Genomic DNA, 16491 nt, shown 5'->3' on the forward strand with positions numbered 1-16491 from the left:
TCTTTATACTGTTGGGGGGGGGCGGCCTCTCACCCACCGCCCCCCCCCCCGCTCCGACTTGGGTACGTTCGTACGACTCTGTGTGTCAGACCTCGACGACCACAGGGAGGATCATCGGGCGGCGACGGTAGTTGTCCGACACCCACTTGCCGACCGAGCGGCGGATCAGCTGCTGGAGCTGGTGGGGCTCGGTGATGCCGTCCTGGGCCGACTTGGCGAGCGCTTCGTCGATCTTGGGGATGACGGCCCGGAACACCGCGTCATCGATGCCGGAACCGCGGGCGTGGATGTTCGGGCCGCCGACCGTCTTGCCGGTGGTGCTGTCCACGACCACGAAGACCGAGATGATGCCTTCGTCGCCGAGAATGCGGCGGTCCTTGAGGTGGGTCTCGGTGACATCGCCGACCGAGAGGCCGTCGACGTAGACATAGCCCGCCTGGACCTTGCCGACGATCTTTGCGACGCCCTTGACGAGGTCGACCGCGACGCCGTCCTCGGCGATGACGATGCGGTCCTTCGGTACGCCGGTCAGGGCGCCCAGTTCGGCGTTGGCGCGCAGGTGGCGCCATTCGCCGTGCACCGGCATCAGGTTCTTCGGCTTGCAGATGTTGTAGAAGTACAGCAGCTCGCCGGCAGAGGCGTGGCCCGAGACGTGGACCTTGGCGTTGCCCTTGTGGACGACGTTGGCGCCCCAGCGGGTCAGACCGTTGATCACGCGGTAGACCGCGTTCTCGTTGCCGGGAATGAGGGACGACGCGAGAATCACCGTGTCGCCCGGGACGATGCGGATCTGGTGATCGCGGTTCGCCATACGGGAGAGCGCCGCCATGGGCTCGCCCTGGGAGCCGGTGCAGACCAGCACGACCTCGTGGTCGGGGAGGTCGTCGAGGGTTTTGACGTCGACGACCAGGCCGGCCGGGACCTTGAGATAGCCCAGGTCGCGGGCGATGCCCATGTTGCGGACCATCGAGCGGCCGACGAAGGCAACCCGGCGGCCGTATTCATGGGCCGCGTCGAGGATCTGCTGGATGCGGTGCACATGGCTGGCGAAGCTGGCGACGATGATGCGCTTCTGGGCGTTCGCGAACACCTGGCGCAGCACGTTGGAGATGTCGCGCTCTGGCGGGACGAAGCCAGGGACCTCGGCGTTCGTGGAGTCGGAGAGAAGAAGGTCGATGCCTTCCTCGCCGAGCTTGGCGAAGGCGGGGAGGTCGGTCAGGCGGCGGTCCAGCGGGAGCTGGTCCATCTTGAAGTCGCCGGTGTGGACGACCATGCCCGCGGGAGTGCGGATGGCCACGGCCAGGGCGTCCGGGATGGAGTGGTTGACCGCCACGAACTGGCAGTCGAAGGGGCCCAGGCGCTCGCGGTCGCCCTCGGCGACCTCCAGCGTGTACGGGCGGATGCGGTGCTCCTGGAGCTTGGCCTCGATCAGAGCGAGGGTCAGCTTGGAACCGATGAGGGGGATGTCCGGCTTCTCGCGCAGGAGATAGGGGACACCGCCGATGTGGTCCTCGTGGCCGTGCGTGAGCACGATGCCGTCGATGTCGTCGAGGCGGTCCCGGATGGACGAGAAGTCCGGCAGGATCAAGTCGATCCCGGGCTGCTCCTCCTCGGGGAAAAGCACTCCGCAGTCGACGATCAGCAGGCGGCCGCCGTACTCGAAGACGGTCATGTTGCGGCCGATTTCACCCAGGCCGCCGAGGGGGGTGACGCGCAGGCCACCCTTGGGAAGCTTCGGCGGAGCGCCGAGCTCAGGATGCGGATGACTCAAAAGACTCTCCTCACCACACACGCCACGCTGCCGTCGAGGCACGTGGCGCGCATGACATTCGTGCACTTGCTATGTGGCGGTTGTTGGTCGGTATTCAGTTGTGAAGTCTGTGACTACAGCTGTACCCCGCCGGCGGCGAGATCGCGGGTGAGCTGTTCGATCTCCTCGGGGGAGAGCTCCACCAGGGGCAGCCTCAGCGGACCGGCGGGCAGACCCTGGAGACCGAGGGCGGCCTTCGTGGTGATGACGCCCTGAGTGCGGAACATGCCGGTGAAGACGGGCAGCAGCTTCTGGTGGATCTCCGTGGCCTTGGTGACATCACCATTGAGGTGGGCATCCAGGAGGGCGCGCAACTCGGGGGTGACGACATGGCCGACGACGGAGACAAAGCCGATGGCGCCGACCGAGAGCAGCGGGAGGTTGAGCATGTCGTCGCCGCTGTACCAGGCGAGGCCGGAGCGGGCGATGGCCCAGCTGGCGCGGCCGAGGTCGCCCTTGGCGTCCTTGTTGGCGACGATCCGCGGGTGCTCGGCGAGCCGGACCAGGGTCTCGGTGTTGATCGGGACGCCGCTGCGGCCGGGGATGTCGTACAGCATGACGGGCAGCTCGGTGGCGTCCGCGATGGCCGTGAAGTGGCGCAGCAGGCCCTCCTGCGGCGGCTTGCTGTAGTACGGCGTCACCGCGAGCAGGCCGTGGGCGCCGGCGTCCTGGGCGGCGCGGGCGAGCTCGAGGCTGTGACGGGTGTCGTTGGTGCCGGCTCCGGCGACGACAAAGGCGCGGTCTCCGACGGCGTCGACCACGGCGCGTACAAGCTGAGCTTTCTCGGCGTCGCTGGTGGTCGGGGACTCTCCGGTGGTGCCGTTGACGACGAGGCCGTCATTGCCGGCGTCCACCAGATGGGCGGCGAGCCGCTGGGCGCCATCGAGGTCGAGTGCGCCATCCGCCGTGAACGGCGTGACCATGGCGGTCAGCACCCGCCCGAAGGGGGTCTGCGGTGTGGAAGTCGGAGCCATGGGTCCCACGCTACTCGTAGGGCACCTCGGTGTGCGCCTCTGGGGAGCAGGGATGTGGACTCCGGCACTGCCTGCTCGGGGGTTCAAGCAGTGCCGGGTCCGTTTGTTCAGAGTAGATGAACTTCTCAAAATGCTGCAATCCGGACACCTCTCACGCCGGCGCTGTCCGCGCTGCACCGTGCGGTGTCCGGCCCGCCGCCTGCTGCTTTACGGCGCGATGCGGCCGTTCGCATTGAATGCGCCGTACGTGAGCGGCATGAGCTTGGCCCACTGGGCCTCCATCTGCTCGCCGACCATCTCGATCTCGCGCTGCGGGAAGGAGGGGACCTTCGCCAGCTCGTGCTGGGTGCGCAGGCCCAGGAAGTGCATCAGGGAGCGGGCGTTGCAGGTCGCGTACATCGAGGAGAACAGGCCGACGGGGAGGACGGCGCGGGCCACCTCACGGGCGACGCCGGCGGCGAGCATCTCCTGATAGGCCTCGTACGCCTGGCGGTAGGTGTCCTCCATGACGCGGGTGGTGAGCTCGTGCTGCGCCGGGGTGCCGTCGACGAATTCGTACTTGCCGGGGCGGCCCTGCTGGACCAGCTTGCGGGACTGGCCGGGGACGTAGAAGACCGGCTCGAGCTGGCGGTAGCGGCCGGACTCCTCGTTGTACGACCAGCCGACGCGGTGCCTCATGAACTCGCGGAAGACGAAGATCGGCGCGCTGATGAAGAACGTCATGGAGTTGTGCTCGAAGGGGCTGCCGTGCCGGTCCCGCATGAGGTAGTTGATCAGCCCCTTGGAGCGCTCGGGGTCCTTCTGGAGCTCCTCCAGGGACTGCTCACCGGCCGTGGAGACGCGGGCGGCCCACAGGACGTCGCTGTCGGCCGCACTGTGCTTGACCAGCTCGACCGTCACCTCGCTCCGGAAGCGGGCGGCTGCACTGTCGGCGCTCTCAGTGCTCTCGTCGGGGGTGTGGGACACCGGCGGTTCCTTCCATTCGATCCTCGTGCGGCGCCCAGCCTACGGCCCGCCACTGACAGCCGGGGAAAGGTGAAGGAAGCTCAGGAAAAGCCGTTTGGTGCCTCGTTAGGGGCAAAACGGACCCCCTTTAGCAGGGAGCGGGCCGGCGGTTGATATTTTTCACAGAAGTCACTGAAAACGGGCACCAATCGGACGGCAGACACGTCTACCTCTGTGACAGTGCCCACTTCGAGGTTCCTAGGAGAGCCCGCTCATGTTCCGCCGGCGAGAGCCCGTCCCGTTCGCCTTCGTTGCCGAGGCAGACCGGTTCCGCAGCAATGTCACTCCCCCGCCCCGCCAGCGCGCCTCCCGCGTGCAGCTTCTCGGCCAGTCCCTGATGACACTCACCGTTGTGGGCGGCCTGGCCGGCGCCCTGCTGTTCGGCATTCCGTCGCTCCAGCAGGACGACAGCTCCGGATCGGGCCGGGTGCACCAGTCCGAAGCCGCCCACCGCTGAGAGGGAGGGCAGGGGCGCGGGACCGGGTGGTTCCGCTCCGCCCGGCCCGATAGCCTCACCGGTCACAGCTTCGTCAGCGTGTCCCTGAGTGTGAGGTTCAGCCGTGCCCCTGCCCTTCCTGACGGCCGACCGCGACCTCGACGGCCATGGCCGTGCGGCGGATCCGGCCGCACTCCCGCACGACGAGCCCGGTCACTGGCGCCGTCCCTACCGCCCCGGACCGTGGCGGGTGGGGACGGCGGCGGTGTTTTTACTGCTCGCCTCGTTCATTCTGCTGTCGGCGATGATCATCGGGCTGGCCGGGTCGCTCACCGGCGCCGTGGTGTGTGTCGTGGTGGCCGCGCTGGTGATCGCTCTGTCCTTGCGTCTGTTGCGCGCGGGGGTGTGGGTGAGCTCGAGCGGTCTGCGGCGGGTGGGGCTGCTGCGTACGACGACGGATCCCTGGAGCGCCGTCGCCACGGTCCGTACGGTCCAACAACCGGTGCGCTGGCTGGGGCTGCCGCGGACGGTGCAGGGCCAGGCCGTGATCGTCCACACGATGCAGAGCGGGGAACCGCGGACCCTGATCACGGACCGCAACGGCGATTTCCAGTCCCGCCCCGAGGCGTTCGAGCGGGCGGCGGATGTGCTGGAGGCGTGGGCGGCGGAGTACCGCCACCAGGGGGCAGGGGAACAGATCCCTTAGGGGACGCGAGGGCCCCCTGCGGGGCCACAACGCGGCGGTCCCGAGGCGATATTCCCGGATCCCCGGATCAACGGATCCCCGGATCCCCGGATGCCCGTAGGGATCCAGGTCCGTACGGGCATCCGGCGCGTACGGACTTCAGTTCCGCACGGGAATCCGGCGAATACGGACTTCAGGTCCGTACGGGGTTCGGGTCCGTACGGAGTTCCCGTCCGTACGGAGTTCCCGTCCGTACGGAGTTCCCGTCCGTACGGAGTTCCCGTCCGTACGGAGTTCCCGTCCGTACGGAGTTCCCGTCCGTACAGGAATCAGGTCCGCACCGGCTTGTCGTCGTGCAGGGCGATGGCGCGCTGCATCGCCTTGCGGGCGCGCGGGGTGTCCCGGGCGTCGTGGTAGGCGATCGCCAGCCGGAACCAGGTGCGCCAGTCGCCCGGCGCGTCCTCCGTCTCGGCCTGTCGCTTGGCGAAGACCTCGTCGGCCGAGTCGCGGTCGATCCGGCCGCCGGGGGTGCGCCGCAGCTCGTCGACCGGCAGCCCGCCCTCGGCCTCCAGCTCGCGCGAGAGGATGCCGGCCTTGCGGGCGAACTGCGTGGTGTGCCAGAGGAACCACAGGCCGATGAACGGCAGGATCAGGACGGCGGCCCCGAAAGTGACGGTGACCGCGGTGCCCTGCCGGATGAGCAGGATGCCGCGGCTGCCGACCAGGACGAAGTAGACGACGAGGACGGCCGCCAGGACGAAATAGGTGATCTTTGCGCGCACGGTGGGATCGCCCGTCAGCCCAGGTCGAGGAAGTTTTCCAGGCCCACGGTCAGGCCCGGGGTGGTCACCACGCGGCGCACACCGAGCAGGATGCCCGGCATGAAGCTGCTGTGGTGGAGGGAGTCGTGGCGGATGGTGAGGGTCTCGCCCTCGCCGCCGAGCAGCACCTCCTGGTGTGCCAGCAGGCCGCGCAGCCGTACGGAGTGGACGGGGATGCCGTCGACGTCCGCGCCGCGGGCGCCGTCCAGGGCCGTGGCCGTGGCGTCCGGCTGGGGCGCGCTGCCCGCCTTCTGGCGGGCCGCGGCGATCAGCTGGGCCGTACGGGCCGCTGTACCGGACGGAGCGTCCGCCTTGTTCGGGTGGTGCAGCTCGATGACCTCGACGGACTCGAAGAAGCGGGCCGCCTGCTGAGCGAACTGCATGGTCAGCACCGCGCCGATGGAGAAGTTCGGGGCGATGAGCACCCCCGCCTCCGGGGAGGCGGCGAGCGAGGTGCGCAGCTGCGCGAGGCGGTCGTCGGTCCAGCCGGTCGTCCCGACCACGGCGTGGATGCCGTGCCGCAGGCAGAAGTCGAGGTTGCCCATGACCGCGCCCGGGTTGGTCAGTTCGACCACGACCTGGGCGTCGGCCTCGACCAGGGTCTCCAGCTTGTCGCCCCGGCCCAGGGCCGCGACCAGCTCCATGTCCTCGGCGGCCTCGACGGCCCGTACGGCTTCGGAGCCGATGCGCCCCTTGGCGCCCAGGACGGCCACGCGCAGCTTGCTCATCGTTTCCAGCTCTCTCTAGGTGGTACGTCGGTCAGGCGACGGCGTCGTCCAGACGGGCCGCCTGCCGGTCGTTCAGCGGGCCGATGACGGACAGCGAGGGTCGTGCGCCCAGGACGTCGCGGGCCACCTCGCGTACCTCATCGGGGGTGACGGCGGCTATCCGGGCGAGCATCTCGTCGACCGACATCTGCTCTCCCCAGCACAGCTCACTCTTGCCGATGCGGTGCATGAGCGCGCCGGTGTCCTCCAGGCCGAGGACGGTGGAGCCGCGGAGCTGGCCGATCGCGCGATGGATCTCGTCGTCGGTGAGGCTTTCGGCCGCCACCTGGTCGAGCTGCTCGCGGCAGATCTTGAGGACGTCGTGCACCTGGTTGGGGCGGCAGCCCGCATAGACGCCGAACAGTCCGCAGTCGGCGAAGCCCGAGGTGTACGAGTACACGCTGTAGGCCAGGCCGCGCTTCTCGCGGACCTCCTGGAAGAGACGCGAGGACATACCGCCGCCGAGGGCGGTGTTCAGGACGCCCATGGCCCAGCGCCGGTCGTCCGTACGGGACATCCCGGGCACGCCGAGGATGACATGCGCCTGCTCGGTCCTGCGGTTGAGGTGTGCGACGCGGCCGGTGGTGCGGATGGCGCGGGCGCCGGCGCGCGGGGCGATCGGCGCGGCATCCGTACGGTCCAGGGCCCCGGCCCGCTCGAAGGCGCGGCGGACGAGGCGGACGACCTTGGCGTGGTCGATGTTGCCCGCGGCGGTGACGACGAGGTGGGTGGGGTCGTAGTGCTTCTTGTAGAAGCGGCGGATGCGCTCGGGGGTGAGGGCGTTGACGGTGTCGACGGTGCCCAGGACCGGGCGGCCGAGCGGGGTGTCGCCGAGCATGGTGTGCGCGAACAGGTCGTGGACGCAGTCGCCGGGGTCGTCCTCGGTCATCGCGATTTCTTCGAGGATGACGCCGCGTTCGGCGTCCACGTCCTCGGCCTCGATCAGCGAGCCGGTGAGCATGTCGCACACCACGTCGATGGCGAGCGGCAGGTCCGCGTCCAGCACCCGCGCGTAGTAGCAGGTGTATTCCTTCGCGGTGAAGGCGTTCATCTCGCCGCCGACCGCGTCGATGGCGGCGGAGATGTCCAGCGCGCTGCGCCGTTCGGTGCCCTTGAAGAGCAGATGCTCGAGGTAGTGGGTGGCGCCGTTGAGGGACGGGGTCTCGTCGCGGGAGCCGACGTGGGCCCAGATACCGAAGGTGACCGAGCGGACCGACGGCAGGGTCTCGGTGACGATGCGCAGACCGCCGGGGAGGGTGGTCCGGCGGACCGTGCCGGCGCCCGCGGTGCCCTTGAGAAGCGTTTGGGTACGGGCGACGGCCCGCCCCTCCGAAGAGGTGCGGGCCGTCGCCTGTGAGCTACGGGACGTCACTGGGCAGCGTCGTCCTTCTTGTCGTCGCCCTCTTCACCCTCGATGACGGGGATCAGCGAGAGCTTGCCGCGCTGGTCGATCTCGGCGATCTCGACCTGGACCTTGGCGCCGACCGCGAGCACGTCCTCGACGTTCTCCACGCGCTTGCCACCGGCGAGCTTGCGGATCTGCGAGATGTGCAGCAGGCCGTCCTTGCCCGGGAGCAGGGAGACAAACGCACCGAAGGTGGTGGTCTTGACGACCGTGCCCAGGTAGCGCTCGCCGACCTCCGGCATGGTCGGGTTGGCGATGCCGTTGATCGTGGCGCGGGCGGCCTCAGCGGCCGGGCCGTCGGAGGCACCGATGTAGATGGTGCCGTCGTCCTCGATCGTGATGTCGGCGCCGGTGTCCTCCTGGATCTGGTTGATCATCTTGCCCTTGGGGCCGATGACCTCACCGATCTTGTCCACCGGGATCTTGACGGTGATGATCCGCGGGGCGTTGGGGGACATCTCGTCCGGGGTGTCGATGGCCTCCGTCATGACATCCAGGATGTGCAGACGGGCGTCGCGGGCCTGCTTCAGCGCGGCGGCCAGGACCGAGGCGGGGATGCCGTCGAGCTTGGTGTCGAGCTGCAGCGCGGTGACGAACTGCTTGGTGCCGGCGACCTTGAAGTCCATGTCACCGAAGGCGTCCTCCGCACCGAGGATGTCGGTGAGGGCGACGTAGTGGGTCTGGCCGTCGATCTCCTGGGAGATCAGGCCCATGGCGATACCGGCGACCGGGGCCTTGAGGGGCACACCGGCGTTCAGCAGCGACATGGTCGAGGCGCAGACCGAGCCCATGGACGTCGAGCCGTTGGAGCCCAGCGCCTCGGAGACCTGACGGATCGCGTACGGGAACTCCTCGCGGGTCGGCAGCACCGGCACGATGGCGCGCTCGGCGAGCGCACCGTGGCCGATCTCGCGGCGCTTGGGCGAGCCCACGCGGCCGGTCTCACCGACGGAGTACGGCGGGAAGTTGTAGTTGTGCATGTAGCGCTTGCGGGTCACCGGGGAAAGGGTGTCCAGCTGCTGCTCCATGCGGAGCATGTTCAGGGTGGTGACGCCCAGGATCTGGGTCTCGCCACGCTCGAACAGGGCGGAGCCGTGCACCCGCGGGATCGCCTCGACCTCGGCGGCGAGCGTACGGATGTCCGTGACGCCGCGGCCGTCGATGCGGACCTTGTCCTTGATGACGCGCTCGCGGACCAGGGACTTGGTCAGCGAACGGTAGGCGGCGGAGATCTCGCGCTCGCGGCCCTCGAACTGCGGGAGCAGCTTCTCGGCGGCCACCGCCTTGACGCGGTCCAGCTCGGCCTCGCGGTCCTGCTTGCCGGCGATGGTGAGCGCCTGGGCGAGCTCGTCCTTGACGGCGGCGGTCAGCGCCTCCAGGACGTCGTCCTGGTGGTCGAGGAACACCGGGAACTCGCCGGTGGGCTTGGCGGCCTTGGCGGCGAGGTCCGACTGGGCCCTGCACAGGACCTTGATGAACGGCTTGGCAGCCTCGAGACCGGCGGCGACGACCTCTTCGGTCGGGGCCTCGGCGCCGTCCTTGACCAGCTGGATGGTCTTCTCGGTGGCCTCGGCCTCGACCATCATGATCGCGACGTCGCCGTCCGGGAGGACCCGGCCGGCCACGACCATGTCGAAGACGGCGTCCTCGAGCTCGGTGTGGGTCGGGAAGGCGACCCACTGGCCCTTGATCAGCGCGACACGGGTGCCGCCGATCGGGCCGGAGAAGGGCAGACCGGCCAGCTGCGTGGAGCAGGAGGCGGCGTTGATGGCGACCACGTCGTAGAGGTGGTCGGGGTTGAGCGCCATGATCGTCTCAACGATCTGGATCTCGTTGCGCAGGCCCTTCTTGAAGGAGGGGCGCAGCGGCCGGTCGATCAGCCGGCAGGTGAGGACGGCGTCCTCGGAGGGACGGCCCTCACGGCGGAAGAAGGAGCCGGGGATCTTCCCGGCTGCGTACATCCGCTCCTCGACGTCGACGGTCAGCGGGAAGAAGTCCAGCTGGTCCTTCGGGGTCTTGGAAGCGGAGGTGGCCGACAGCACCATGGTGTCGTCGTCCAGGTACGCCACGGCGGAACCGGCGGCCTGCTTGGCCAGGCGGCCCGTCTCGAAGCGGATGGTGCGGGTGCCGAAGGAACCGTTGTCGATAACGGCCTCGGCGTAGTGGGTCTCGTTCTCCACCAGGAATATCTCCTCGTCTGCGTCCGTTGCCCGTGTGGCAGCGGACCTTCTGCGGCGGAGCGCCGGACGGGCCGGTCTTCGATCGAAGCACCCGGAGATCTCCGGGGGCCACTACCGAGGACCGGCGGCCAGGTGGCGCTCCCCTGCGTTCGCTATTGCGATATGGCACCAGACTACAAAGCTTCCGCCCACCACGGGATGGCGAGCGTGTCCGGCGCGTACGGCAAAGGGAGCGGCCCCCGGTGGGAACCGCTCCCTTTACGGCGTCTTACTTGGCGCCCGCCGCACCACGGCGGATGCCGAGGCGCTCGACCAGCGCACGGAAGCGCGTGATGTCCTTCTTGGCCAGGTACTGCAGCAGGCGGCGACGCTGGCCGACCAGCAGCAGCAGACCACGGCGGGAGTGGTGGTCGTGCTTGTGGGTCTTGAGGTGCTCGGTCAGGTCCGAGATCCGGCGGGAGAGCATCGCGACCTGAACCTCGGGGGAACCGGTGTCACCCTCCTTGGTGGCGAACTCGGCCATGATCTGCTTCTTCGTAGCGGCGTCGAGCGACACGCGGTACTCCTTGGTTTCTGGTCCTTGAGCGCCCCTGGTTTACGTCACAGGGAATCTTGGATGACTCGAGCGGACCGTCACACAGCGTACCAGCAACGAAACGGCCCCCCGACCGGGTGGTCGGGGGGCCGCGGCGGAGCGGGTGACCGTCGCTAAACGGTCAGGGAGCGCACGGCGGCGTACACGTCCAGGACCGCGAGGCACAGCGGGACCAGGGACAGCAGGATCAGACCGTCGAAGATGTCGAAGATCCGGCCCCAGAAGGGGGTGACGCCCTTGCGCGGGACGATCAGGCCGACGCCGACGAGGACGGCGGCGCCCACCGCGATGCTGGAGGAGAACCAGACCGTGTGGATGTTGAGCGGGCCCGAGTCGTCGAACTTGACGAGATCGACGAAGATCTCCTCCGGCGGGTTCAGCGCGATGCCCAGGATCAGCAGGACGATCGTCAGGATGCCGGCGATGGTCAGGCAGGCGACCTGCGCGGTGTAGTCGAAGAGCCGGGCGCGGAGCATGATCGTGATGCCGGCGGCCAGGGCCAGCAGCTGGGCCCACGTGTTGTCGGCGAAGCCGAGGACGATACCGGCGGAGCCGACGACGAGGGCGGCGCAGCCGGCGACGAGGCCGAGGAGCAGCTCGTGGCCGCGCTTGGCCTGGTTGCCGATCTTGACGAAGTCGACCGACTCGGTCTCGGAGGCGCGGTCGCCGTCGTAACCGCGGGCGATCTGGTCGGGCGACTTGTAGCCGATGGGCAGCCGGGCGAAGCGGGCGGAGAGTCCGGGGAGCCAGGCGACCATCGCGATGGAGACGACGGCGGTGACGGCGGCGACCTCGCGTCCCTGGGCATTGGTGAGGATCGCCGCGAAGACGGCCAGGGTGCCGACGGAGGACAGGAACGCGGCCGCCACGAAGGGGGCGTCACCGCGCGGCAGCAGGACCACCAGCAGTACGGAGGCGATCAGTACGGTCACACACCCGACGAGGAGCTGGAGGCGGCCCGGGCCGTGGCCCTCGTCGGGCGGGAAGATGCCGGAGCCCGCGATCAGCAGATGCGGCAGGGCCGCGAGACCGAGGGCGATGGAGGAGCCGTGGTCGTCGTAGACGCGGGCGCGGACGCCGGCCAGGGCGACCAGGACGATGCCGGTGACACCGGCGATGATGCCGGGCAGGCTGTGCATATCGCGGTGCTGGACCGGGTTCGAGACCCACAGCACGAACGCCATCATGGTGAGCAGCAGGACGCCGGCGGTCAGGCCGACGATGTTCATCAGGTCGTCGCTCCAGCGGCTGCGGTTCTGCTTGACCGCGGAGGCGACGGCGTCGGAGACATCGTCGAAGACCGGGAGCGGCAGCGACTCGGCGAACGGCTTCAGAAGAAGAAGGTCGCCGTCGAGGATCTGCTGCTGCGCGAGCGACTGTCCGGCATCAAGTACCGTGCCGTCGCGGCGTACGAGGTGATAGCCGGTTGGAGCGCCCTCGGCCTGGGACTGCCCGGAGAGCCGCAGGATCTCCGGATAAATGTCGACGAGTGCGACGTCCTCCGGTAGAGCCACGTCGATCCGTGCATCCGGCGCGGCGACTGTGACCCGGCAAAAGCCGGTGCCAGTGCTCGTGCTCACCTGGCGGTTCCCCCTATCCGTTGGGCGTTTTGTCGCGTCACGCGCCCTATATATAAAGCCGTCTCCACGGGGCTGTGGCACGCTCGCGGTGCGTCAGCGTACCGTCCGATCAGGGGGCTGCCCCACCCACCCCATCACTTGACCCGTAACAGTAGGATCAACGCCTGCGTCGGGCCAAGGACTTGTGCCCGGGGGACCGTCAAACCAACGGGGGCGGTCCGAGACTGCGAGATGCATGAAGGACTGATGCCTCGGTGAGCGTTGTCATCGTCAAGCGCCCGCCCCGCGCGCTGCCACCTGAAGTACCCGCGGAGGAGGTGACACTGGAGGCCCCTCCCGAGCTTCCCCGCGAGGGCGAGTCGGAGAACATGCTGATGTCGCTGATGCCCATGATGGGCATGGCGTCGTCGGCGGGCTTCCTGTTCATGGGCAACCAGCCGTTCATGAAGATCATGGGCGGATTCATGGTGGCCTCCACCCTGGCGATGGCGATCGTGCAGATCGTCAAATCGCGCCAGGGTCCTTCCGGACAGATGCTCCAGGAGCGCCAGGACTACCTCAAGTACCTTGCGCAAAAGCGCAAAGAGGTACGCCGTACCGCCCGCAAGCAGCGGGACGCCCAGCTCTACATCCACCCCGACCCGGGCCAGCTGTGGTCGATCGTGGCCGAGGGCAAGCGGGTGTGGGAACGCCGGGCGAACGATCCGGACTTCGCGCAAGTACGTCTGGGGCTGGGGCCGCAGCAGCTGGCCACTCCCCTGAAGGCTCCGGAGACCGCCCCGGTCGATGAGCTGGAGCCGCTCACCGCGCATGCGATGAAGGAGTTCCTGGACAAGCACGGCCAGTTGGAGGACCTGCCGCTGGCGGTCTCGCTGCGTGCCTTCTACCACCTGACCGTCTCGGGTGACCCGGACACGGTCTACGGCTCCTCGCGCGCCATCGTCGCCCAGCTGTGCACCCTGCACTCGCCGGAGGACCTGGTGATTGCGGTGGTCGCCGCGCCGGGTGCGCAGGCGGAGTGGGAGTGGACGAAGTGGCTGCCGCAGGTCCAGCACAAGAGCACGGACGGCGCGGGCAGTCGCCGGCTGGTCGTCGGTGACCTCGGGGAGATCGAGGAGCTGCTGACGGACGACCTGGAGGGCCGCGGGCGGTTCAGCCCGCAGGGCCCTGCGGTGGTCGACTCCCCGCATGTGGTGATCGTGCTGGACGCCGGCGATGTCCCGATGGACTCGGTGATCGCCGGGGCCGAGGGCCTGCAGGGCGTCACGATCCTGGAGATCGTGCCGGGCGACCTGGACGAGATCCGCGGTGGTCTGGCCGTACAGGTGTGGCCGGGCAAGATGGTGCTGGAGTCGGCGAGCGGTGCGGTCTACAACGGCTCCTGCGACACCCTGTCGATCCCTGAGGCGGAGGCGCTGGCGCGCCAGCTGGCCCCGCTGCGGGCGGGCTCCGGTGCGGACGGCGAGGAACCGCTGCTGTCGAACCTGGACTTCACCGACCTGATGAACATCGGTGACGCCGGTTCCGTCGATGTGCAGCGCACCTGGCGGCCGCGGACGCTGCACGAGCGGCTGCGGGTGCCGATCGGTGTCGACAAGGACGGCCAGCCCGTCATGCTCGACATCAAGGAGGCCTCGCAGGAGGGCATGGGCCCGCACGGTCTGTGTGTCGGTGCGACCGGTTCCGGTAAGTCCGAGGTGCTGCGCACCCTGGTGCTCGCCCTCGCCGTCACGCACTCCTCGGAGACGCTGAACTTCATCCTCGCGGACTTCAAGGGTGGCGCCACCTTCACCGGTATGTCGGAGATGCCGCACGTCGCGGCGGTCATCACCAACCTCGGTGAGGACGTCACGCTGATCGACCGTATGCGGGACTCCATCACCGGTGAGCTCCAGCGCCGTCAGGAGCTGCTGCGTTCGGCGGGCAACTACGCCAACATCACCGACTACGAGAAGGCGCGTGCCGCAGGTGCGCCGCTGGATCCGCTGCCGTCGCTGGTGATGGTGCTCGACGAGTTCTCCGAGCTGCTGACCGCCAAGCCCGACTTCATCGACATGTTCATCCAGATCGGCCGGATCGGCCGATCGATGGGTGTGCACATGCTGCTCGCCTCGCAGCGCCTGGAAGAGGGCAAGCTGCGCGGTCTGGACACCTTCCTGTCCTACCGGCTGGGTCTGCGCACCTTCTCCGCGGCCGAGTCGCGGACCGCGATCGGTGTGCCGGACGCCTACCACCTGCCGAACGTTCCCGGTTCCGGCATCCTGAAGTACGACACCGAGACGATGGTCCAGTTCAAGGCCGCGTACGTCTCGGGTGCCTACCACGGCCCCGGTGCAGGCGGTGGCGGCGGTGGCAGCCGTACGAGCCGGCTTCCGGTGCCGTTCACGGCGGCCCCCGTGGTCGAGCAGATCATCGAGGAGCCCGTCGAGGTCGAGCCGGAGGTCGAGCGGCAGGACGACGCGCTCGCCGACACCGTGCTGGACGTCATCGTCCAGCGCATGCAGGGCCAGGGCCCGCCGGCGCACCAGGTGTGGCTGCCGCCGCTGGAGGAGCCGCCCACGGTCAACCAGCTGCTGCCGACGCTCGCGGTCACTCCCGAGCGGGGTGTCCACGCGCCGGAGTACACCGCGCTCGGCAAGCTCGTGGTGCCGGTCGCGCTGGTGGACAAGCCGTTCGAGCAGCGGCGTGACGTGATGTACCTGGACTTCTCCGCCGGTGCCGGTCACGGCCTGGTCGTGGGTGGTCCGCAGTCCGGTAAGTCCACGCTGATCCGGTCCGCGATCGCCGCGTTCGCGCTCACCCACACCCCGGCCGAGGTGCAGTTCTACTGCCTCGACTTCGGTGGCGGCGGCATGCTGACGATGGAGGGGCTGCCGCACGTCGGCGGTGTCGCCTCGCGTCTGGACGCCGAGAAGGTGCGCCGTACGGTCTCCGAGGTCGTCGGCATCCTCAACGAGCGCGAGGAGTTCTTCCGCTCCAACAGCATCGACTCCATCGGGACCTACCGCCAGCGGCGTGCCGCGGGCGCCTTCCCCGACGAGAAGTGGGGCGATGTCTTCCTCATCATCGACGGCTGGGCGACGTTCAAGACCGACTACGAGCAGCTCGACCCGGTGATCCTGGACATCGCCGGCCGGGGTCTCGGTTTCGGTGTCCACCTGATCATCGCCGGTTCGCGCTACACCGAGGTGCGGCCCGCGCTGCGCGACCAGCTCCTCAACCGTGTGGAGCTGCGCCTGGGTGACGCCATGGAGTCGGAGTTCGACCGCAAGCGCGCGGAGAACGTCCCGATGGGCAAGCCCGGTCGCGGTCTGTCGCCCGACAAGCTGGACTTCCTGGCGGCGCTGCCGCGGCTGGACGGTATGTCCGACCCGGAGACGATCAGCGACGGCGTCGCGAACCTGGTCCAGACGGTCAGCGAGAACTGGCAGGGCGAGCCCGCCCCGGCGGTGCGGATGCTGCCGACGATGCTGCACGTCAACGAGCTGCCCAAGGGCAGCGACTACCCGGAGCACGGCATCGCGATCGGTGTCGACGAGATGACGCTGTCGCCGGCGTTCATCGACTTCGAGACCGACCCGCTGCTGGTCATCTACGGCGAGAGCGAGTCGGGCAAGTCGTCGCTGCTGCGTCTGATCGCCAAGCAGATCGCGGAGCGGTACCCCTCCGACAAGGCGCTCCTGGTCGTCTCCGACTTCCGGCGTGCGCACCTCGGGGAGATTCCGGAGAGCCATCTCTACAAGTACTGCGCCGCGGGTCCGCAGCTGCAGGAGGTCATCAGCGGTCTGGCCGGTTCGCTGGGCCGACGGATGCCGGGACCGGACGTCACGCCGGAGCAGCTGCGCAACCGCAGCTGGTACGACCTGCCGGACGCGTTCGTGATCGTGGACGACTACGACCTGGTGGCCACCAGCAGCGGCAACCCGCTGCAGCCGCTGCTGGAGTACCTGCCGTTCGCCCGTGACCTGGGTCTGCGCCTGATCATCTCGCGCAGTTCCTCGGGTGCCGGACGGTCCTCGTTCGAGCCCGTGATGCAGCGCACCAAGGAACTCGGTGCGCAGGGTCTGATCCTTTCCGCCGACCCGGGTGAGGGTCCGCTGATGGGCAACATAAAGGGGCAGAACCTGACGCCTGGACGGGCGACGTTCATTACGCGTAAGCGTGGTGCGCAGCTGGTCCAGACGGGCTGGCTGCCGCCGCAGAGCGGCTGACCGGCCACACGGACAACGACGG

The 16491-nt window shown here is 68.7% G+C and carries 12 protein-coding genes; 3 read left to right on the forward strand and 9 right to left on the reverse strand.

The features are described from left to right. Window positions 1-85 precede the first annotated feature (85 nt). The 3 genes from AB0D04_RS33755 to thyX all read right to left on the reverse strand — a co-directional run bounded on the left by AB0D04_RS33755 (window position 86) and on the right by thyX (window position 3750). Window positions 86-1771 carry a ribonuclease J gene (locus AB0D04_RS33755; RefSeq protein WP_362711159.1) on the reverse strand — a complete coding sequence of 562 codons (1686 nt, stop codon included), beginning with the start codon at window positions 1769-1771 and terminating at the stop codon, window positions 86-88. Between the two features lie 113 nt (window positions 1772-1884). Beyond that, a complete protein-coding gene (gene dapA, locus AB0D04_RS33760) occupies window positions 1885-2784 on the reverse strand; it encodes a 4-hydroxy-tetrahydrodipicolinate synthase (protein WP_362711161.1) in 900 nt (299 codons plus the stop codon). 207 nt (window positions 2785-2991) lie between these two features. Beyond that, the gene (thyX, locus tag AB0D04_RS33765; protein WP_362711163.1) at window positions 2992-3750 is read right to left on the reverse strand and encodes an FAD-dependent thymidylate synthase; all 759 of its coding nucleotides are present in this window, start codon (window positions 3748-3750) and stop codon (window positions 2992-2994) included. A 253-nt stretch (window positions 3751-4003) separates the two neighbouring features. On the opposite strand from thyX, the gene AB0D04_RS33770 reads away from it, so the two are divergent. Both AB0D04_RS33770 and AB0D04_RS33775 read left to right on the forward strand, forming a co-directional pair. Next, a complete protein-coding gene (locus AB0D04_RS33770; protein ID WP_362711165.1) occupies window positions 4004-4246 on the forward strand; it encodes a hypothetical protein in 243 nt (80 codons plus the stop codon). Window positions 4247-4349: 103 nt separating this feature from the next. After that, a complete protein-coding gene (locus tag AB0D04_RS33775; protein WP_362711167.1) occupies window positions 4350-4931 on the forward strand; it encodes a hypothetical protein in 582 nt (193 codons plus the stop codon). 308 nt (window positions 4932-5239) lie between these two features. Here the strand turns inward: AB0D04_RS33775 and AB0D04_RS33780 are convergent, their stop codons facing one another. The 6 genes from AB0D04_RS33780 to eccD form a co-directional block, all read right to left on the reverse strand. Then, window positions 5240-5692: a hypothetical protein gene (locus AB0D04_RS33780; RefSeq protein WP_362711169.1), complete on the reverse strand. Its 453-nt coding sequence runs from the start codon at window positions 5690-5692 to the stop codon at window positions 5240-5242. A 14-nt stretch (window positions 5693-5706) separates the two neighbouring features. Beyond that, window positions 5707-6459 (reverse strand): 4-hydroxy-tetrahydrodipicolinate reductase, encoded by a 753-nt coding sequence (dapB, locus tag AB0D04_RS33785; protein ID WP_362711170.1) that lies wholly within the window; start codon window positions 6457-6459, stop codon window positions 5707-5709. Between the two features lie 31 nt (window positions 6460-6490). Then, complete coding sequence (locus AB0D04_RS33790; RefSeq protein ID WP_362711172.1) at window positions 6491-7870, reverse strand: pitrilysin family protein; 1380 nt, start codon at window positions 7868-7870, stop codon at window positions 6491-6493. Further along, a complete protein-coding gene (locus AB0D04_RS33795) occupies window positions 7867-10083 on the reverse strand; it encodes a polyribonucleotide nucleotidyltransferase (protein WP_362711174.1) in 2217 nt (738 codons plus the stop codon). Before AB0D04_RS33795 ends, AB0D04_RS33790 begins: the two co-directional genes overlap by 4 nt. 268 nt (window positions 10084-10351) lie before the next feature. Continuing rightward, the gene (gene rpsO / locus AB0D04_RS33800) at window positions 10352-10639 is read right to left on the reverse strand and encodes a 30S ribosomal protein S15 (protein ID WP_006602744.1); all 288 of its coding nucleotides are present in this window, start codon (window positions 10637-10639) and stop codon (window positions 10352-10354) included. Window positions 10640-10791: 152 nt separating this feature from the next. Continuing rightward, entirely contained in the window at window positions 10792-12258 is a 1467-nt protein-coding gene (eccD, locus tag AB0D04_RS33805) for a type VII secretion integral membrane protein EccD (protein ID WP_362711176.1), read from the reverse strand. Window positions 12259-12512: 254 nt separating this feature from the next. On the opposite strand from eccD, the gene eccCa reads away from it, so the two are divergent. Then, complete coding sequence (eccCa, locus tag AB0D04_RS33810) at window positions 12513-16469, forward strand: type VII secretion protein EccCa (RefSeq protein ID WP_362711178.1); 3957 nt, start codon at window positions 12513-12515, stop codon at window positions 16467-16469. Window positions 16470-16491: the final 22 nt, after the last annotated feature.

This window comes from Streptomyces sp. NPDC048483 (assembly GCF_040651455.1).
Taxonomy (GTDB): Bacteria; Actinomycetota; Actinomycetes; order Streptomycetales; family Streptomycetaceae; genus Streptomyces.

Bases quoted from the DNA above. Each gene is read 5' to 3' on its own strand.
- dapA (WP_362711161.1), bottom strand. From the start codon at position 2,784: ATGGCTCCGACTTCCACACCGCAGACCCCCTTCGGGCGGGTGCTGACC.
- AB0D04_RS33770 (WP_362711165.1), top strand. From the start codon at position 4,004: ATGTTCCGCCGGCGAGAGCCCGTCCCGTTCGCCTTCGTTGCCGAGGCA.
- dapB (WP_362711170.1), bottom strand. From the start codon at position 6,459: ATGAGCAAGCTGCGCGTGGCCGTCCTGGGCGCCAAGGGGCGCATCGGC.